General features: G+C 39.9%; 17 protein-coding genes, 1 tRNA gene and 1 pseudogene. 6 read left to right on the top strand and 13 right to left on the bottom strand.

Translation table 11 applies throughout. From position 1 onward, the window contains the following. Positions 1-1,317, bottom strand: a 1,317-nt coding sequence (locus tag Q0296_RS08970; RefSeq protein WP_298039577.1) for a sodium-dependent transporter, incomplete at its 3' end; no start/stop codon positions are given. Beyond that, positions 1,317-2,660 (bottom strand): sodium-dependent transporter, encoded by a 1,344-nt coding sequence (locus tag Q0296_RS08965; protein WP_298039573.1) that lies wholly within the window; start codon positions 2,658-2,660, stop codon positions 1,317-1,319. The genes Q0296_RS08970 and Q0296_RS08965, both read right to left, overlap by 1 nt. A gap of 206 nt (positions 2,661-2,866) precedes the next feature. Here Q0296_RS08965 and Q0296_RS08960 point away from each other — a divergent pair, with 206 nt between their 5' ends. The 3 genes from Q0296_RS08960 (at position 2,867) to Q0296_RS08950 (ending at position 4,224) form a co-directional block, all read left to right on the top strand. Beyond that, entirely contained in the window at positions 2,867-3,169 is a 303-nt protein-coding gene (locus Q0296_RS08960) for a F0F1 ATP synthase subunit C (RefSeq protein WP_004317263.1), read from the top strand. Between the two features lie 46 nt (positions 3,170-3,215). Further along, a tRNA-Leu gene (locus Q0296_RS08955) sits at positions 3,216-3,300 on the top strand. 60 nt (positions 3,301-3,360) lie between these two features. Then, a complete protein-coding gene (locus Q0296_RS08950) occupies positions 3,361-4,224 on the top strand; it encodes a rubrerythrin family protein (protein WP_298039570.1) in 864 nt (287 codons plus the stop codon). Here the strand turns inward: Q0296_RS08950 and ribD are convergent. From ribD to Q0296_RS08895, 11 genes are all read right to left on the bottom strand, one after another. After that, on the bottom strand, positions 4,221-5,282 hold the full coding sequence (gene ribD / locus Q0296_RS08945) for a bifunctional diaminohydroxyphosphoribosylaminopyrimidine deaminase/5-amino-6-(5-phosphoribosylamino)uracil reductase RibD (RefSeq protein ID WP_298039567.1): 1,062 nt from the start codon (positions 5,280-5,282) through the stop codon (positions 4,221-4,223). The two genes, Q0296_RS08950 and ribD, sit on opposite strands and share 4 nt — an antisense overlap. 51 nt (positions 5,283-5,333) lie before the next feature. Then, positions 5,334-6,983 (bottom strand): formate--tetrahydrofolate ligase, encoded by a 1,650-nt coding sequence (locus tag Q0296_RS08940; protein ID WP_298039564.1) that lies wholly within the window; start codon positions 6,981-6,983, stop codon positions 5,334-5,336. A gap of 1 nt (position 6,984) precedes the next feature. Next, on the bottom strand, positions 6,985-7,401 hold the full coding sequence (gene rimP / locus Q0296_RS08935) for a ribosome maturation factor RimP (RefSeq protein ID WP_021089627.1): 417 nt from the start codon (positions 7,399-7,401) through the stop codon (positions 6,985-6,987). Next, positions 7,394-7,759, bottom strand: coding sequence for a 30S ribosome-binding factor RbfA (gene rbfA / locus Q0296_RS08930; RefSeq protein ID WP_004317240.1), 366 nt, complete (start codon positions 7,757-7,759; stop codon positions 7,394-7,396). Before rbfA ends, rimP begins: the two co-directional genes overlap by 8 nt. After that, on the bottom strand, positions 7,756-10,413 hold the full coding sequence (gene infB, locus Q0296_RS08925) for a translation initiation factor IF-2 (protein ID WP_298039559.1): 2,658 nt from the start codon (positions 10,411-10,413) through the stop codon (positions 7,756-7,758). Before infB ends, rbfA begins: the two co-directional genes overlap by 4 nt. Beyond that, the gene (locus tag Q0296_RS08920) at positions 10,400-10,654 is read right to left on the bottom strand and encodes a hypothetical protein (RefSeq protein ID WP_021085774.1); all 255 of its coding nucleotides are present in this window, start codon (positions 10,652-10,654) and stop codon (positions 10,400-10,402) included. Before Q0296_RS08920 ends, infB begins: the two co-directional genes overlap by 14 nt. Positions 10,655-10,675: 21 nt before the next feature. Beyond that, positions 10,676-11,560, bottom strand: coding sequence for a homoserine kinase (gene thrB, locus Q0296_RS08915; RefSeq protein WP_298039553.1), 885 nt, complete (start codon positions 11,558-11,560; stop codon positions 10,676-10,678). Positions 11,561-11,568: 8 nt separating this feature from the next. Next, the gene (locus Q0296_RS08910; protein ID WP_087582679.1) at positions 11,569-11,931 is read right to left on the bottom strand and encodes a glycoprotease; all 363 of its coding nucleotides are present in this window, start codon (positions 11,929-11,931) and stop codon (positions 11,569-11,571) included. 80 nt (positions 11,932-12,011) lie between these two features. Beyond that, positions 12,012-12,896, bottom strand: a complete 885-nt coding sequence (lpxC, locus tag Q0296_RS08905) for a UDP-3-O-acyl-N-acetylglucosamine deacetylase (protein WP_298039545.1) — start codon at positions 12,894-12,896, stop codon at positions 12,012-12,014. A 60-nt stretch (positions 12,897-12,956) separates the two neighbouring features. Beyond that, the gene (locus tag Q0296_RS08900) at positions 12,957-14,327 is read right to left on the bottom strand and encodes a M23 family metallopeptidase (RefSeq protein ID WP_298039539.1); all 1,371 of its coding nucleotides are present in this window, start codon (positions 14,325-14,327) and stop codon (positions 12,957-12,959) included. Between the two features lie 62 nt (positions 14,328-14,389). Then, entirely contained in the window at positions 14,390-15,220 is an 831-nt protein-coding gene (locus Q0296_RS08895; protein ID WP_009294324.1) for a prephenate dehydrogenase, read from the bottom strand. An 89-nt stretch (positions 15,221-15,309) separates the two neighbouring features. Here Q0296_RS08895 and bamA point away from each other — a divergent pair, with 89 nt between their 5' ends. The 3 genes and pseudogenes from bamA to Q0296_RS08880 form a co-directional block, all read left to right on the top strand. Then, positions 15,310-17,565, top strand: coding sequence for an outer membrane protein assembly factor BamA (gene bamA / locus Q0296_RS08890; protein WP_298039529.1), 2,256 nt, complete (start codon positions 15,310-15,312; stop codon positions 17,563-17,565). Between the two features lie 128 nt (positions 17,566-17,693). Beyond that, positions 17,694-18,608, top strand: coding sequence for an acetyl-CoA carboxylase, carboxyltransferase subunit beta (accD, locus tag Q0296_RS08885; protein WP_298039522.1), 915 nt, complete (start codon positions 17,694-17,696; stop codon positions 18,606-18,608). 2 nt (positions 18,609-18,610) lie between these two features. Then, positions 18,611-18,712: pseudogene (locus Q0296_RS08880) on the top strand (23S rRNA (pseudouridine(1915)-N(3))-methyltransferase RlmH); the annotation flags it as partial. Between the last annotated feature and the right edge of the window lie 158 nt (positions 18,713-18,870).

Raw genomic sequence — 18,870 nt, 5'->3', positions numbered from 1 at the left:
TATTAACACCACTAGAACTAAAAGTGGTGCTACAAATCTAATTAAAAAATACCAAATTTCAAAGAAAATTTTGCCAGTAAATGGCAAAAATAGCTCTTTTAAAAGCTCAAATTTTACAAAGTATCCAACAAAAATAGCAAATAGTATGCCACCAAGTGGAAGCATGATGTTTGAGCTAAGATAATCAAGCAGGTCAAAAAAGCCCTTGCCAAAGATAGTAAGGCTCTCTTTAAACTCGCCAATACCGCTTAATGCGCATAAAATTCCAAGTACATAGACCACAAAGCCTACGATTAGGATTGATTTCATTCTGCTAAAGCCTAAATTTTTATTTAGGAAAAAGATAAATGGCTCGACCATCGAGATAACCGAGGTGATACCAGCAAAAAATAGCGATATAAAAAATGTAAATGCCAAGAAATTTCCAAGCACGCCAAGCTTTGCAAATAGCGTTGGTAGCGAGATAAACGCTAGCCCCGCGCCTTTTGACGGCTCTGAGCCAAACTCAAATGTAAATGTAAACACTATAAGGCCGATGATGACGCTTATTATGATGTTTGCAAAGATCACGTAAAGCGATGATGTGAATAAATTTGTATCGTCGCTTATGCTCGATGAGTATGTCAAAACACAGCCAATGCCGATACACATCGTAAAAAATGCAAGACCAAGCGCGTTTAAAACGGCTGTTTGATCTATCTTTGAAAAGTCAGGCACCAGTAGAAATTTAGCCGCTTTATCAAAGCCCTCCATACCAAAAGAGTAGCCAAGCATCAAAAGTAGCAGTACAAAAAGCGCAGGTATGAGATAGACGTTTATGCGCTCTATGCCGCTTTTTACGCCCTTTGTAAGGATAAAAAAGTAGGCAAAAAATGCGATGCTAAAGTATAAAATTTGCTCACTTATGCCATTTGAAGTGAAATTTACAAATAATCTCTCCGAGCTTGCGATATCTTTAGGAAGATCGCCAAGACTTAGGATGACGTATTTTAGCACCCAGCCGATGATGAGTGTGTAAAAAGAGGCTATTAAAATGCCTGTTACCATTATGATGCCAGCAAATTTCCATAAATTTGACCCCTTTGTGGCTAGGCTCTTAAACGCTCCAACCGTGTCAAGACGCGAAATTTTACCCATCGCCATCTCAGCAAAAAATATACTAAGCCCAACGACAAATGCAAAAAATAGATATATAAGGATAAACGCCGAGCCGCCGTTGCTGCCGACCATATATGGAAATTTCCACGCATTTCCAAGGCCGATAGCCGCTCCGATGATAGAAAGGACAAAGCCTATCTTGCTAAATCTATCTCCCATCACTTGCCCGCTATCTGGTAGATCATTATGGCGCAAATGGCGATTGGCACGATGTATCTTAGGGCGAAGTACCAAATTTCAAAAAATGCTTTTCCCATAAATTCGCCAAAGAGCAGATATAGGCTCTCTTTTTTGAGTTTATAGCCGACAAAAAAGCTAAATATGATAGCGCCTATTGGCATCATGATATTTGAAGTTAGGAAGTCAAGCGCGTCAAATACAGGCTTGCCAAATACACTAAACGTGCTAGCCGTGTCAGAATAGTATGAAAATATACAAAAAATTCCCAAAACATAGACAAAAGCGCCGATATAAAGAAGTGCGGCCTTGCGCGAAATGTCAAATTTCCTAACCAAATAATAAGCAAAAGGCTCGATCATCGAAACCGCGCTCGTGATACCAGCAAACAAAAGCGATACGAAAAATGCGACCGCCATGACGTTGCCAACGATGCCAAGCTTTGCAAAAAGCGTGACAAGCGAGATAAAGATAAGGCCTGGACCACTTGCCGTGCTATCAGCCCCATAAGCAAATATAAATGTAAATACGACAAGGCCCATCATAATGCCTATTAATATGTTTATAAAGATGATAGAGAGGGTTGATTTTATTAAATTTGTGCGCTCTGGTAAATTTGCAGCGTATGTCGGTATGACGCCAACGCCCATAGATAGCGAGAAAAACGCAAGGCCTAGAGCCTGTAAGATAACATCTGGCGTGATCGCACTAAAATTTGGCACAAATAAAAATTTAGCCGCCTTGACAAAGCCATCACCCATGCTAAGTGCGTAAAAAAGCATGCAAACAAGCAAAACAAAAAGGCTTGGCATCATCCATATATTTAGCTTTTCGATGCCACTTTTTACGCCTTTTGAAACGGCAAAAAATACCATTAAAAAAACTAGGCTAAAGCAAAGCACGGCACTGCTTAGATCATTTGCTAAAAGCGTGTTAAACTGCGCTGCTGCCTCTTTTGAGTCGGCTAAAAGCGGCGAAAAACTAAGATATATATACTTTAATATCCAGCCAATAACCACCATATAAAATGAAGCTATAAGGATCGCACCGATCATGAAAAAGCCAGAGAGCGACCACGCTTTTTTATGCTTTGGTGCAAGTTTATAAATAGAGCTCACAACGTCGCTTTCACCAAGCTTACCGATACTAAGCTCTGCTAAAAACGCCACAAATGCGATAGCAAATGTAAGAAGCAAGTATAAAATTATAAATGCCGAACCGCCGTTATTTCCCACCATCGTAGGAAATTTCCAGGCATTGCCAAGACCCACAGCAGAACCAGCCATAGCAAGAACAAAGCCTATCTTTGAAAATTTTTCGTTCATTGAAAACCTAAGATTAAGAATAAATTAAATTCTTTCAAAGATAGCATAAAAAAACTTTCATTTTTCTAAGCCAAGAATTTTTTATAGGCAATTTAAATTTTTAGTGTTTTTATTTGAAACAAAGTTTTGTTTTTGTAATATTACGGCTCATGAAGTTTGAGTAGGGGACAGATCCGAAAGAGCTTTAAAATTTTAAAGGAGCAACGATGAAAAAGATCGTGTTTTTAATTCTTGGTCTTGCTGCATTCGCATTTGGCGCTGACGGCGAGATGATCAGATCATATTCAGTTATCGCTGGCGGTATCGGCCTTGGCCTTGCAGCTCTTGGCGGTGCTATTGGTATGGGTAACACAGCTGCTGCAACTATCAGTGGAACAGCTAGAAACCCAGGTGTAGGTAGCAAACTTATGACTACAATGTTTATCGCACTTGCGATGATCGAAGCACAAGTTATCTACGCACTTGTTATTACACTTATCGTTCTTTACGCAAACCCAATGCTTGGCTAAGCGTAAAACTTAAATTTAGCCCCTTTTTGGGGCTTTTGTTCTTTTTGCGATCATGGTGGAATTGGTAGACACGCTATCTTGAGGGGGTAGTGCCGTTAGGTGTGCGAGTTCGAGTCTCGCTGATCGCACCATCTTATCTCTCTTTCTAAATCAAAATCTTAAATTTCTAAGCTATAAAAAAGGAAAATTTTATGTTAGACAAAAAACGTGCCTTAAAACAATTACAAAACGAAGCAGACGATGTTGCTATATACTCACTTCTTGAAGCTAGCGAAAAAGACGATGAGAATAAAAAAATACTTCGCAAATTAATCACCGAAGAGAGGCGCCACTATGCTTTTTGTCAAAAGATAACTGGCGAAAGCAGAAGTGCAAATTTATTTAAAGTCATTTTCTATACGATACTTGTTAAAATTTTTGGCACATCTTTTACCCTAAAATTTATGGAGTCACGCGAAGAAAATGCGGAGAAATTTTATCTTGACATCGTAGATGAATATCCTGAAGCTCGTGATATTTATGAAGAGGAGATGAGCCATGAAAATAGTCTAATCTCCATGTTAAAAGACACAAAACTTATAAATGCTGGTGGTATCGTGCTTGGCATGAATGATGCGTTAGTTGAGCTAACAGGCACACTTAGCGGCATCGCGCTTGCATTTTCGAATACAAAATCAGTTGGTGCAACAGGCCTTATCATGGGCGTAGCAGCTGCACTTTCTATGGCTGGCTCAGCATATCTTGAGTCAAAAGAAAATCCAAGTGACGAGATCAAACCGCTTACTTACTCGCTCTACACGGGCGGATCATACATCATAACAACGGCATTTTTGATACTTCCATTTTTCATCTTTTCAAGCGGTTTTTACGCTGTTTTGTCGATGTTTTTCTTTGCGCTAGTTGCCATCATCACTTATAACTTTTATATAAGCGTGGCAAAGGAGCTTAAATTTTTACCAAGAGTGGTTGAGATGTGCGTGATAACTTTTGGCGTTGCGATCATATCTTTTGGCATCGGCTTTTTAGTCAAACGCTATTTTGGACTAGATATTTAATCCAAAATTTCATACCAAGTGTAGCTATCATCTCCGAAATTTCCACTAAAAAGCGGTTTTAAATTTAAATCAAGGCTCAAATTTTCACCAATTTTAAAATTTGAGCTTTGATAGATAAGTAGCCATTTTACATTTGCTAGCTTGCCCTCTTTTGCGAGCTTTAAAAACTCACCAGCTCCTTCAAACATGCTAAGACCTTTTAGATCAAGCTCTTTTTGAATGCTGACTTTTCGACCTGGCACGCTAAAAAGTGGTATCGTTTCATCAAATTTATCGCCTCTTGAGTAGATTATGACGTCTGGGTTTTTGCCATTTTTTACAAGTCTGGTATCGAGTCTTGGTCGGTCTGTCCGCACTGTGTTACCGCCGATCACCAATGTATCTATGACGCTTCTTAGTTTATGCACATGCGTGCGGCTAAGCTCATTTGTGATGATGCCACCACTTGCCACGCCGTTTTTACTAAGAGCTATTTTTAAAAAGCTAAATCCACCATTTTGATATGCCAAAAATGGCTCAAGCAGCTTATCACAGCGCTCTTTTAAAATACCAAATTTAACTCTCACACCAGCACTTTGCAGCAAATTCGCGCCGCCACTTGCTATTTTATTTTCATCGTGGCTGCCAATTATAACCTCACTAAAACCAAGCTCTTTTAGCAAATTTGCACAAGGTGGCGTTTTACCGTGATGCGAGCAAGGCTCAAGAGTGACATAGGCTTTTGCATTTTTTAGTAAATTTGAGTGGTTGTTTAGTATAAATTCATAGGTAAATTTTGGCTCTAAAAGGCCAAATTCGCCCTCTTTTATATTAGAGCTAAATTTAGCATTATACGCTTTTATAAAAACATCTTTAAATCTTTCACTTTTTTTGCAAAGCGCAAAGAGTATCGCTGTCGGTTCAGCGTGTAAATATCCAGCCTTTTCATGAGCCTTGCAAGATAAAATTTGCCCATTTTCATCAATGATAAGGCACCCGACAGCTGGATTTGGATAGGTCAGGATCTGAAATTTCCAAGCCTCACTTAAAGCAAGACCCATGTAAAATTCATCGTTCATCCATGCCTCTTTAAAAAACACACTAGCCTTTGCCAGTGTGTTTTCATAAATTTATGACAAGCCGTCAATCTTGCCCTCTGCATCTATCTTCATATTGACCGCAGCTGGCACTTTTGGAAGTCCTGGCATCAGCATGATCTTACCGCAAACCGCGACGATAAAGCCAGCTCCCGTTCTAATATCAAGGTCTTTTACGCTAAATGTAAAGCCCTTTGCTCTGCCCAAAAGCTTCGCATCGTCACTAAATGAGTACTGAGTTTTTGCGATACAAACTGGTAAATGGCTCAAATTTAGCTCTTTTATCATTTCAAGCTTTTTAAGAGCGGCCTCTTCAAAGACCACCTCGCCGGCTCCATAAATTTCCTTAGCGACCTTTTCTATTTTAGTTTTCGTATCGTCACTCATCTCGTAGGTGAAATTTATCTTGCTTGGCTTATCACACGCCTTTAAAACTAGCTCAGCAAGCTCAAGCGCACCTTTGCCACCTTTTAAGAAATTCTCACAAACTGCCACTTCTACGCCAAGCTCATGACAATACTCTTTTACGAAATTTATCTCTTCATCAGTGTCAAAGCCAAATTTATTAAGCGCCACAACCACGTTTTGACCAAATTTACCTTTTAAATTTTCGATGTGCCCGCCAAGATTTTCGATACCTTTTTTAAGGGCATTCATATCTGGTTTTGTGATCTCGTCTTTATTTGCTTCGCCGTTATATTTTAGCGATCTGATAGTGCTTACAAGCACTACAGCGCTTGGTTTGATATCAGCAACCCTGCATTTTATATCTAAAAATTTCTCCGCTCCAAGCTCCGAGCCAAAGCCAGCTTCAGTGATGACATAGTCAGCTAAATTTAGAGCTGTTTTTGTTGCGATGACTGAGTTGCAGCCGTGTGCGATGTTTGCAAATGGACCGCCGTGCACAAGCGTAGGCGTATGCTCTAATGTTTGAAATAAATTTGGCTTGATCGCATCTTTTAAAAGTATGCAAACAGCGTCTTGGCAGCCTAGATCACGCACGTAGATAGGCTTTTTATCACTATCATAGGCAACCATGATGTTTGCCACGCGCTCTTTTAGATCTGATAAGCTTGTTGCTAGACAAAGCACAGCCATGATCTCGCTTGCGGCGGTGATGTTAAAGCCATCTTCTCTTGGTACGCCGTCCGTTCTGCCACCTTGACCCACAGTGATAAATCTAAGCGCGCGGTCGTTCATATCCATACAGCGCTTCCATAAAATTTTCTCGATTTTTAGTGGGTTTTCTTGATAGAGGCTATTATCTATCATTGCAGAAATGAGGTTATTTGCCGATGTTATAGCATGAAAATCGCCAGTAAAGTGTAAATTTAGATCCTCCATCGGCGCAAGCTGCGAGTAGCCGCCACCTGCTGCTCCGCCCTTTATGCCAAAAACTGGTCCAAGAGATGGCTCGCGAAGTGCTAGGCAAACCTTTTTATTAAGTGAATTTAGTGCGTCAGCTAGGCCGATCGACATAGTCGTTTTGCCTTCGCCGTATGGGGTTGGATTAGTCGCGGTGACTAAGATGAGCTTTGACTTTGATGGCTCAAGTCTAGGGGAAATTTTAGCCTTAAATTTGCCGTAAAGCTCAAGCTCGTCTTCGTTTAAGCCTAGTCTTTCGGCAACTTTACTGATGTGTTCTAACTTCGTTTGGTGAGTTATCTCGATGTCGCTTAGCATTTTACCACTCCAAATATGTTTTTGCTTTTTTTATCTCACTGATGTTGATCTCAAAAATTCCCTCTTCGTTTTCTACTGCGATGCTCTCTTCGTCCGCTTTTACAAGCCTTCCTGCAAATTTCTCAGCCTCGGTTTGAACTTTAACTAGCTCACCAACGCTCGCTTTAAAATGCGAAGGCTTGCTAAGCTTTCTCTCAAGGCCAGGCGAGCTAACCTCAAGATTGTAGTCTCCGCTAACTGGCGGTGTCACGTCAAAGATAGGCGAGAGCAGACGACTCACTTTTTCGCAATCATCAAGGCTTACTCCGCCATCTTTTGTGATATAAACTCTAAAAATAGCCCTGCCATTTTCATTTGCGATCTCGCTGTCGTAAAGCTCAACGCCGCATTCGCGCACTAGTTTGTCTAAATTATCCATTTTTGTTTAAATCCTTTGAAATTTTATCAAACAACTTATCCATATGGTTTTGATACTCTAATCTATCGTCAAATTTAAAGTGAAAATTTGGACATCTATACCAGCCCTCAGCCGCCATGCAGTGGTTTTGCAAATGCCTGCAAACGCGCTTTAAATGCCCCAAAATATACTCTTGCTCGCGCTCGTCAAACATCATCTTGTCAAGATAGACAAAGGCGTCGTATCTGCCCTTTTTGCACTCAACATCAGTGACGCAAAGTCCCTTTAAAATGCTATCTTCAAGAGTGGCCAGAGCCTCTGGTATGAGCTCTTTTAGCACACTCTCTGTTCTCATACGCTTTATTTCGTTAGCGTTCATAGAGTAGCTTTCTCCTTGACTTCTTTGAAACTTTCGATGTAGTCATTTTCTCTGATGTCGTTGAAATTTTCGATGCCAACGCCACACTCGTAGCCTTTAGCAACCTCTTTGACATCATCTTTGAAGCGTTTTAGTGAGCTAACTAAGCCCTCGTAAACGACCACACCTTCTCTAATAAGGCGAATTTTTGCCCCTCTGTTTATCGTACCCTCAGTGACGATACATCCAGCGATTGCGCCTACTTTTGGCACATGGATCACTTGGCGAACCTGAGCTTGACCAAGCTGCTCTTCTCTGATGATAGGTGACATTAGTCCGCCTAAAATCGCCTTCACATCGTCTATTAAGTTATAAATAACGTTGTAAGTTTTTATCTCGACGCCGCTCTCTTTTGCCTTCTCTTTTATCTCGCCAGTTGGCCTTATGTTAAAGCCAAGGATGATACAGTCGTTACTTGCGCTTGCAAGTGCAACGTCACTTTGTGTGATACCACCAACGCCTGAGTGGATCACATTTACTCTGATCTCGTCATTTGCTAGTTTTTCTAGGCTTGCTTTCAATGCTTCAAGTGAGCCGCCAACGTCAGCTTTGATGATGACTGGAAGTGTTTTTAGCTCGCCCTCAGCGATCTTAGCGCTAAGCTCATCGATACTAACCTTTGTGCTCTTGCTAAGCTCTTTTTGGCGGATATATTCAGCCTTTTTCTGTGCATATTCGCGAGCCTCTTTATCAGTTTTTACTCCTATTAATGTCTCGCCAGCCTCTGCTATCTCGCTAAGACCTACTATCACGCCACATTCGCCTGGTTTTATCTCTTTTAATGGCCTGCCCTGATCATCAAGCAAGCTTCTTATCTTACCGTATGCAACGCCTGCTACGACTGTATCTCCGACATGAAGTGTGCCGTTTTCAACGATGATGGTAGCTACTGGACCACGGCCTTTTTGAAGTGAGCTCTCGATGACAGTAGCTTTTGCGTTTGCCTTTGGATTTGCCTTTAGCTCCAAAAGATCAGCTTGTAAAAGCACGATCTCAAGTAGATCATCTATGCCCATGCCTGTTTTTGCAGAGATCGGCACAAATTCATACTTGCCACCCCACTCTGTTGGCATGATGTCAAGCTCAGCAAGACCGGTTTTTACTAGATCAGGATTTGCTGACTCTTTATCCATTTTATTTATTGCGATGATTATTGGCACGCCAGCGGCTTTTGCGTGGTTAACTGCCTCTTTTGTCTGTGGTTTTACGCCGTCATCTGCTGCAACAACGATGATAACTATGTCAGTTACGCCAGCACCCCTTGCACGCATAGCCGTAAATGCCTCGTGGCCTGGAGTGTCAATAAATGTGATATTTTTGCCGTTTTTATTTACCATATAAGCACCAACGTGCTGAGTGATGCCACCAGCCTCGCCTGCTGCTACGCGAGACTTTCTTATGTAGTCAAGTAGCGAGGTTTTGCCGTGGTCTACGTGGCCCATGATGGTTATGACTGGTGCTCTTGGCTGGAGATTTTCATCATCTTTTATCTCCTCTTCATAGGCTGCTACGTAGTCAAATTCTTTTTGATCATCTATGATATTTACCTCGACATTAAACTCATCAGCCAAAATTTCTATCGCATCTTCATCCAAAAAGTCGTTTTTAGTTGTCATCATACCGAGCATAAATAGCTTGCCTATGACCTCGCTAGGCTGTTTGTTTAGCTTTTCAGCAAATTCGTAAACGCGAATTTCTTTTGGGATATTTATCGAAGTTACAGCTTCGCTGTTTTGTTTATTTTCAGGCTTTTTGTGTTTTTTTCTAGCTCTTCTTTGTATGCCACCTTCGCCAAATGAATTTATCGTGTTATTGACGGTTGTTTTCATCGCATTTGGCTGTTTTGTCCTTTGCATCGGAGCTGGAGCTGGGGTTTTAAAGCTAAAATCAGGCAATACAACCACATCTTCATCTTCAAGCACGATGTCGCCAAAGTCGCTTCCACCAAGCAAGTCCATCTTCTCGGCACTATCTTTTTTGCTTACAACCGTTACTTTTTTCTCTTTTTTCTTTTTTCTAGCCAAATTTTCATCGCTAGCAGAGAACATACTCTTAAAATCGCTAATGTTGGTTACAGCCGCCTCAGCCTTTTTCTCCTCTTTTACCGGAGCTGGCGCCTCGAAATCTTTTTTCTTTTTGACTATCACAAGGCCACGTCTTTTTTGAGTCACATCAGCCAAACTCTCTTTTGGTTTTGGTGCTTCAGCTGGCTTTTGCTCAACCTTTACAGGCTCTTCTTTTTTAGGCTCGGCTTTAGGTTTTACCTCTGAAATTTGCACCTCTTTTTTAGGCTCTGCTTTTGCCTTTTCAGGTTTTGGCTCAGCCTTAGCAGCTGCCTTTTTAGGCTCGGCTTTAGTTTTTTCTTCTTTTTTAGCAGGCTCTTTTTCCGCCTCTTTTTTAGGCTCTTTTTTTGCCTTTGGCTCGCTCTTTTTCTTTTTAAATTTCTCTGGTATGACGCCACTTTGGACGTATTCATATATAGCCTCAGCCTCTTCAAGACTAACAGCGTTTGAGTGAGTTTTGACCTTTAGGCCTAGTTCTTGAGCTTTTTCGACTATCTCTTTACTTGGATAGCCAAGCTCATTTGCGATCTCTGAAATCCTAACATTGCTCATTTAAGAGTATCTCCTTTAACTTCGGTGCGTCAAGTCCGAGGGCACCTTTAGTTTGTTTATCAATTATTTTTTTTAAAATTTTGTCGTCTTTTTGCAAACAACCATCACATAGATAGAAACTGCGACCATTTCCTTTGCCGCACTCTAAATTCTTGCCTACCAAGCGGTATCTTTTTAGCAAGTTTTGAGAAAATTTGACTTTGCAAGCGACGCATGTCCTTACTGGATTATTTTTATTCATTATACCTTTTTAAACTTGTTTCTAGCTTTGCGTGATTTCGTATCCATCGTTATCAAATGAAAAAATTTCCACTCTAAAATCACTAAATTTACTCTTTAAAGCATCTTGTAAATTTTTAGCGTCATCTTTATATGCGATGTTTAAAAAGCTTGAGCCTGAGCCTGAAAGTGTGCTCATTAACGCGCCATTTTCATAAGCTACCTTTCGCACCTCAAAAAGCTCTTCTAAAGCGCTCATTCTGCGCTCTTCGTGCATCATATCTTCACTTGCTATCCTCAAAAGATCATACCTTTTTTCATAAAAACAAGATGTTAAAAATGCAGCGTGAGAGAGGTTATTTACGCACTCTTTCATAGTGTAGTTTTTTGGCAAAATTTGTCTTGATGATGCCGTACTCATCGGCTTATTTGGGATGACAACAACCGCTTTTATATCATCGCTTAAATTTATTTTATTTGCATAGACACTGCCATTTTTTACGATCGCGCTGATAAATCCGCCGTGAACTGCTGGCGAAATATTGTCCGGGTGGGTTTCATAGATGATAGCTTTATTTAAAACGACGCTTTTACTAGCCTTAAACCCAGCCATCTCGTAAGCTGAAGCGATAGCACCAACGATCACTGCAGAGCTACTGCCAAGTCCTCTTGAAAATGGGATATTGTTTTCAAAAACGACTCTAAAATTTTCATTTTTTCCAGTTAGCTCGAGAAAAATTTCATTGAAAATGCTTAGAAAAATGTTGTTTCTTTTTAAATTTACACTATCGCTTCCCTCGCCATTTATCGAGACCGAGCTAAATTTAGATGGTTCGATCTTTACGCTATTAAAAAGCTTTAAACTAAGTCCTAAAGCGTCAAAACCAGGTCCTAAATTTGCACTTGTGGCAGGGATTAAGATATTCAAATTTTCTCCTAAACAGCTTGGATGATATAATTTGGAAGTGTATCTGAATTTAGTTTTAATTCATCTAAATTTAAAGGCAACACAAATCTCACTGGCTCAACTTTTTCAAGTGAAATTTCGCCATTTTTCAAGACAAAGCTTAAATTTTTATTTGCCCTGATCGCTTGGCCGCCATTTAGACTAAAACCGCTAACTGCGTAAAATTCGCAGCCCTTTGCCAAAGAAAAAGTTTTTAAGATAACATAGGCCACCTTTAGCCCCATGAAACTACCTGGCGTGTTTGCGTAGATGATCTTTGTGATGTTAAATTTAGAGGATAAATTTTCTAGGATTTTTATCAGAGCTTCGCTGACATGCTCGTCAGTTGTGATCTCATCAAATTTTACGCCATCTTTATAGACTCCAACTAAAAGCGGAGTCGATAAAGAGACTACTAAAATTTCAATATTTTTTATGCAAATACCTTTTGATACTCTTTTAAAAGCTCGCCACTAAGCGTTGCGATCTCATAATTTTTCTCATCTACCATTAAAGCAAGCGTTAGTTTGTGATTTAGATCGTGGCTACCAGCAAATGCTGTATAATCCCCAAGTAGAGGTGCTCCAAGCAAGCTCAAATCGCCAACTGCGTCTAAAATTTTATGCCTTACAAACTCATTTTCAAATCTCAAACCCTCTGGGTTTAAAATATGCGTATCATCGATAGCCACGGCGTTATCAAGAGATGCACCAAGGGCTAAATTTTGAGCTTGCAAGCGCTGCAAATCTTTTAAAAAGCCAAAAGTTCTAGCACGAGCGATATTTTTTACAAATGAACTCTTGCTAAATTCAAAAAGATATCTTTGCTCGCCGATAACTGGGTGGTCAAATTTGATCGTATAGTCAAATTTTGGATTTCTCGAAGGCGAAGTTCGTACAAATTTTGACCCCTCGATCACCTCGACCTCGCGGCGAACAAGTATCACTTTTTTACCAGCGTCAAGATGCCTTATACCAGCTTCGTCAAGTAGCATACAAAAGCTTATCGCACTGCCGTCCATGACAGGAATTTCGTTTGCATCAACTGAAATTCTAATATTATCAATGCCGTATCCATTTACAGCTGCCATTAGGTGTTCTATCGTGCTAATAAAGCCCTTTTCGTTGCCAACGACGGTTGCCATTTGCGTATTTATAACGTTTTTAGGCTCAGCTTTAAAACTAATACCAAGATCTTCGCGGTGCAAAATAATGCCTGAATTTGCATCAAGAGGTTCTAGTATAAGTCTTATCGGCTCACCCTTGTGAAGCCCTATACCAACGGTCTCAACGCGTCTTGCGATAGTAGTTTGTTTCAAAAATTTTCCTTATATTTTTTTGTTCGCTTATGATAGCACTAAAAAATCAAATTTGCAAATTTAATTCTTATCTATCATCGCCTTTGCGGCATCTAAGACACTTGTCACATTGTCTTTTATCCACTTTTTATCCATCCATTGCTGAGGTCTTACCTCTTCGCCTTGGACCAAAATTCCAAAGTGAAGGTGATCTCCAAGTGCAAGGCCGCTCGTTCCTGTCGTGCCTATTTGATCGCCAGCAGCAACCATGTCACCCTCTTTTACTTTAGCACTTGAGCAGTGTCCGTAAAGTGAATAAAGTCCAAATCCATGATCTATCACAATGTTTAAGCCATAAATTCCATTCTCAGATGCTAGCACAACGCGACCTGCATTGCTAGCTATTATCGGAGCTGATGCCACGCTTGCAAAATCTATACCCATGTGCCATGACTCACTTACTTGCTCATTATTATATGTATAGAAGCGGTGGTCAGCAAAATCAGCCACTTTCTTGCCATTTCTAAGCGGGTAAAATGGAATTATATTAAAGCCGTTTGTGATGTCAGTATCGACGTTTGAGGTGAGTACTGTTATCTTCTCTTCATTTGAGTTTCTTAGAGTTTCATTGACAAATTTCATCTTATCAAGCCTTGAAAGAGCGTTTGGATCTTTCGCGTATTGATCTGTTAGATCAACGATCTTTCCGTCTAAAAATCTATCATTTAAAGCAATGGTTGAAGTTTTGTATTTTACATTTTCATAAAAATATCTCACGTGAGATTTGCTCTCATTGCCCGCAAAGTCTCTTGCGATGACCTCTGCGCTAAAGTTTTCAACCTGTACTGGCCAAGCAACAAGTACTGCATAAAAGCCCTCTTTGTAAAATGGCACAGCCTTAAATTTCTTACCAAAATTTGTCTGGACATAAACCTCTTTTAGCTGATTATCAGTCGCTCTAAAAACGACAACTGCGCTACCGCCTTTTGAGATAGAGTAAGACTGAGAAAGCACGTAAAGATCAGGCTTTGAGGTGTCGAGCACAACCTCAACTTTTTTGCTTGCTTTATTGCCAGTAAAAAAGCCCCATTTGCTAGTATCGACCGCTTCTATGCTCATTTCATAAGTGTCTTTTTGAGCAAAAAATCCAGTCTTTGGGAAGGTCAAATTTACATCAAGTTCGGTGCTTGGGTTTTGTATGATTTGATTTAGTAAATTTAGGTCATTTTTGCCGTCATTTATGCTAATGCGCACAAATTTTATGCCGCTGTCATCTTTAAATTTGATATTCATAGGCGAGCGAAGGTTCCAATAAACCTTATCAGCAACGCCGATAATTGGCTCGTTTCGCTCAAAGTCTTTCGACATCAAAGCATAACCAAAGCCACCAGCCAATATCAAAACAAGTAAAACCACAACAATGCCAAAACCACCTATTCCACGTCTATACATAATATTATTACCTTAAATTTTATTTGCGAAATTTTACATATAATCAATAAATTTTTAGTTAATTACAAAATTTCTCTTACAGCTCTAGCTTCGCTCATCCAGTCAAAAAGTTCATCCCATCGCTCATCTTTTATGAGATCTTTGCATAAATTTAGCTCTTTTTCAAACATATTTATCGCGGCAACGACATTGTTTTTATTTTGCTTAAAGATATCGCTCCACATAAATGGCGAACTCTTTGCAACACGTATCATACCCTTAAATGTCGGTCCGCCAAGTGCAACGATGTGCCTTTTATCCTCTTCTTTTAAGATCCCGCTAGCAAGCGAAAATGCAATAGCGTGAGGCAGATGCGAGATAAGACCCACGTGGTGATCGTGCTCTTTTGCGCTCATGAAAATGATCTTCATGCCAAGGCAAGAAAATAGCTCAACGCTTCTTTTTACGTGCTTTTCTGCACTCTCAGCAAAGTCGCAAACTATGACAGTAGCCCCTGTGTAAAGTGACTTAAAGGCAGCTTCTGGACCAGAGTACTCAGTACCTGCCATCGGGTGAGCTGGGATGAAATTTTTACGAATTTTTTCTGGCACGGCTTCTATTATCTTTTGCTTTGTCGAGCCAAAGTCGATGATCGTCGTATCTTCACTAATGTCAGTTAAATTTTGCACGATGCTTACGATAGCCTCAACTGGAACAGCCAAAAAGATGATGTCACACTTCTTTTTCATCTCATCAATGCTTAAAATTTCATGCACCAGTCCAAGCTCGAGTGCTTTTTTGCTGTGATTTTCATCTTTATCATATCCGCTGACACATGAGATCAATTTTTCATCTTTTAATGCAAGACCAAGCGAGCCACCCATAAGACCAAGTCCGATGATACCTATTTTCATAAAAAACCTTTAAAATTATAAAATTTAAATTTTTTAAAAATAAAATATGATATTATACGCACTTATACTAAAACTCTAGGTTAAATTTAATGAAAAAGAAATTATTTTTACTAGCACTAGCTTTAAGCGGTCTAAATGCACAGACAATTCAGTCTATAAATTTCAAAGGTTTAATTCACCTTTCACCTGAGGTGGCTAGCCAGATAATGGGGCTAAAAGTCGGTCAAGAGCTAACTCCAAAGCTTAGCGATAAGGCCATCACAAATTTATACAAGCAAAATTATTTTGATGATATCTACATAGAAGATACAGGTAGTGGTAATCTTTTAGTAAACGTAAAGGAGAAGCCAAGTGTTGCTAGAGTCGATCTAAAGGGAATTGTGACAAATGATAAAAGCGCGATCGAGTCGCTTATTAGCATAAAGCCGGGCAATATGTATGATGAGCTTACCATTGAAAAAACCAAAGAGAGAATTCGCCAGTATTACGAGTCAAAAGGCTATTTTGACACAGTTGTTGACGTAGAAAAACAGCCAGTTGCAGACAACGACAGCTCACTATTCATCACTTTAAACATAAACCGCGGCGAAAATATGATAATCAAAAAGGTAAATTTAGTCGGCGCAAAAGAATTTGACTATGACGATATCGAGCCAGTTGTTGCAAACAAAAGTAGAGAATTTATGGGCTGGCTTTGGGGTAGAAACGACGGAAAAGTTAAACTTTTTGAGCTTGAAAACGACCCAGCAAGAATTCAAGATAAGTACTTTCAAAAAGGCTACCTAGATGCGACTGTTTCGTCGCCTTATCTAAATTCATCATTTGATAACTACACAGCTGATCTTACTTACTACGTCCACGAGGGCGAGCCTTATAAGGTTTCAAATGTAACCATCACAGCGCCTGAAGAGCTAGAGCTTGACACTAAAAAGATCATAAACGACTTTAGACTTGAGGCTGGCGACACGATGAACTCAGCAAGACTTCGCCAAGATATGAAAAAGCTTGACGATATGGTCGCTGACAAGGGCTATGCCTTTGTAAAAGTCTATCCAAAGACTGATAAATTTGATGATAACAAAACGGTTGATATCGACTACGAAGTTGATCCAGGCGAAAAAGTATATATAAGAAATGTTCAAATTTCAGGCAATGACAGAACTGTTGACCGTGTCGTTAGACGTGAGCTATATCTAACTGAGGGAAATTTATATAGCAGAACTGACCTTCAAGACTCAAGAGATGCTCTAAAAAGAACGAGCTACTTTGACGAAGTCGAGATAGAAGAAGATCCAGTTGATAAAAATACAGTCGATCTAAAAGTAAAAGTAAAAGAGGCTTCAACTGGCTCAATAAGCGGTGGTATCGGTTATGGAAGTAGCGATGGTCTACTCTTGAACGCAGCAGTTGCTGACTCAAACATCTTTGGCTCTGGACTTCAAGGACAAATAAGCGTTGATAAGAGCGACAACGAGCTTTCTGGTCAGATAAGCCTTACAAATCCAAGAATTTTTGACTCAGAGTATAGCCTTGGCGGAACACTTTATGCAAACGACTACGACTGGACAACATATGAAGAGCGTAGCTACGGCTTTAGCACGACACTTGGTAGAAAACTAACTAGAAATTTAAGCGCCTCTATCACTTATAATATAGAGCAAAGCAAGATCAAGCTAAAAGATGACGAGCTAAGAGATATCAATGAACAAACTGGAAAAGAAATTTACAGACAAGGCAAGGCTATAAAAAGTGCTATAACTCCGGCTATATCTTATAACAGCACTGATGATTATTACTTGCCAAGACGCGGTATCATAGCTAGCACATCATTTGAGATAGCAGGGCTTGGCGGCGATATGGACTTTGTTAAAAACCGCACAAATTTCAACTACTATCTAGGTCTTAGAGAGTACATCGACTACGACCTTATCTTAAGATACAAAGCAAGTTTTGGTAAAATTTGGGAGAGAGGATATACTCCGATCAACGAAAGGCTCTACCTTGGCGGTATCAGAAGCTTGCGTGGCTACGAGAGCAGAACAGTATCTCCAAAGGTAAAATATCATGGCGACTACTACGAATACGGCGGCGAGACTTCATTTAACAACTCAGTTGAGATGAGCTTCCCTATAATAGACCGTGTAAAAATGCGTGGCGTTGTCTTCTATGACTACGGTATGATCGGCGAAGCAAGCCTAAATGAGATAAAAAGATCATCAGTTGGTACAGGTATCGAGTGGATAACTCCGATCGGACCGCTTCAACTAATATTTGCAAAAGCTATCAAACCAAAAGAGGGTGATGATACAAATACATTTGAATTTACTATCGGAAGACGCTTCTAAAACTAAAATAAAGGGGCTATTTTTGCCCCTTTCTAACACCTTCTACACACAACTTTAAACCATATAAGAAAAAGCAAGGCAAACATTAGATATAATCCCACAATTTTTCATAATAAGTGGGTAAAAATATGAATTTCTCAGATATTTTTTCAAAGATAAGAAAAGCTCAGCCTCGTCCAGAAGAAGCGCCTACACACTGGGTAAAATGCGACAACTGCCACTCACTGATGTATTACAAAGAAGTTGAAGCTTGTTTTAATGTATGCCCAAAATGCGGCTACCATATGAGACTAAAGGCTGACGAGCGCATAAATTTGATCTGTGATGAAGGTAGCTTTGTAGAATTTGATGCAAATTTAAAACCAGTCGATCCATTAAATTTTGTCGATAAAAAATCATATAAAAAGAGAATTTCAGAAAACAAAGATAAAACAGGCCGTACAAGCTCGGTGATATGCGGCGAGGGCAAATGCGAAGGGCAAGAAATTCAGCTAGTTGTATTTGACTTTGGCTTTATGGGCGGCTCGCTCGCCTCAGTCGAAGGCGAAAAGATCGTAAGAGCTATAAAAAGAGCGATCGCAAAGCACCAAGCCTTAGTTATAGTGAGTGCATCTGGTGGCGCTAGAATGCAAGAGAGCACATTTTCTTTGATGCAGATGTCAAAGACTTCAGCGGCCCTAAAACTACTTGACGAAGCCAAACTCCCGTACATATCAGTGCTTACTGACCCCACAATGGGCGGCGTTAGCGCGTCTTTTGCGTGGCTTGGTGATCTCATCATTGCAGAACCTGGCGCACTTATAGGCTTTGCTGGCCAAAGAGTCATCAAACAAACCATAGGCGCTGACCTGCCAGAGGGCTTTCAAAGGGCTGAGTTTTTACTAGAACACGGCCTTATCGATGATATCGTGCCAAGAAATGAGCATAAAAAATATATCAGCGACATGGTCAAATTTCTCACAAGCAACAAAACAGCCGTTAAAAACGAGACGCCAAGCGAGAGCGAAAATGGCTTTGAGCTAAAGATAAAGACCAAAGGGTAAATTTGGAAATTTCGGTCTTTAGCATTCAAAAATCATCACGAGATAATTTTGAAAACGAGATACAAGAATATATAAAAATGAGTGCAAAATTTGCCAAAATAAATGTAACAGCAATAGGATGGATAATATATGGTTCTCCACTCTTCCTTCGCTGACCTTCATGCAAAGTGTTAGCAATTTCAAATGCCTTAACCACAAGTGGCGAATTGTACTTGTGGTTAAGACTTTCAAGCTTAGCTATAAATTCTTCAGTTGTCATAAC

Source organism: uncultured Campylobacter sp., assembly GCF_937890585.1.
Taxonomy (GTDB): Bacteria; Campylobacterota; Campylobacteria; order Campylobacterales; family Campylobacteraceae; genus Campylobacter_A.
Note: the sequence above shows the minus strand (reverse complement) of the source record. Positions and strands in the feature narration are given on the sequence as shown.

Coding starts and splice junctions, on each gene's coding strand:
- Q0296_RS08965 (WP_298039573.1), bottom strand. CDS start 2,660: ATGAACGAAAAATTTTCAAAGATAGGCTTTGTTCTTGCTATGGCTGGT.
- Q0296_RS08960 (WP_004317263.1), top strand. CDS start 2,867: ATGAAAAAGATCGTGTTTTTAATTCTTGGTCTTGCTGCATTCGCATTT.
- Q0296_RS08950 (WP_298039570.1), top strand. CDS start 3,361: ATGTTAGACAAAAAACGTGCCTTAAAACAATTACAAAACGAAGCAGAC.
- ribD (WP_298039567.1), bottom strand. CDS start 5,282: ATGAACGATGAATTTTACATGGGTCTTGCTTTAAGTGAGGCTTGGAAA.
- Q0296_RS08940 (WP_298039564.1), bottom strand. CDS start 6,983: ATGCTAAGCGACATCGAGATAACTCACCAAACGAAGTTAGAACACATC.
- rimP (WP_021089627.1), bottom strand. CDS start 7,401: ATGGATAATTTAGACAAACTAGTGCGCGAATGCGGCGTTGAGCTTTAC.
- rbfA (WP_004317240.1), bottom strand. CDS start 7,759: ATGAACGCTAACGAAATAAAGCGTATGAGAACAGAGAGTGTGCTAAAA.
- infB (WP_298039559.1), bottom strand. CDS start 10,413: ATGAGCAATGTTAGGATTTCAGAGATCGCAAATGAGCTTGGCTATCCA.
- Q0296_RS08920 (WP_021085774.1), bottom strand. CDS start 10,654: ATGAATAAAAATAATCCAGTAAGGACATGCGTCGCTTGCAAAGTCAAA.
- Q0296_RS08900 (WP_298039539.1), bottom strand. CDS start 14,327: ATGTATAGACGTGGAATAGGTGGTTTTGGCATTGTTGTGGTTTTACTT.
- Q0296_RS08895 (WP_009294324.1), bottom strand. CDS start 15,220: ATGAAAATAGGTATCATCGGACTTGGTCTTATGGGTGGCTCGCTTGGT.
- bamA (WP_298039529.1), top strand. CDS start 15,310: ATGAAAAAGAAATTATTTTTACTAGCACTAGCTTTAAGCGGTCTAAAT.
- accD (WP_298039522.1), top strand. CDS start 17,694: ATGAATTTCTCAGATATTTTTTCAAAGATAAGAAAAGCTCAGCCTCGT.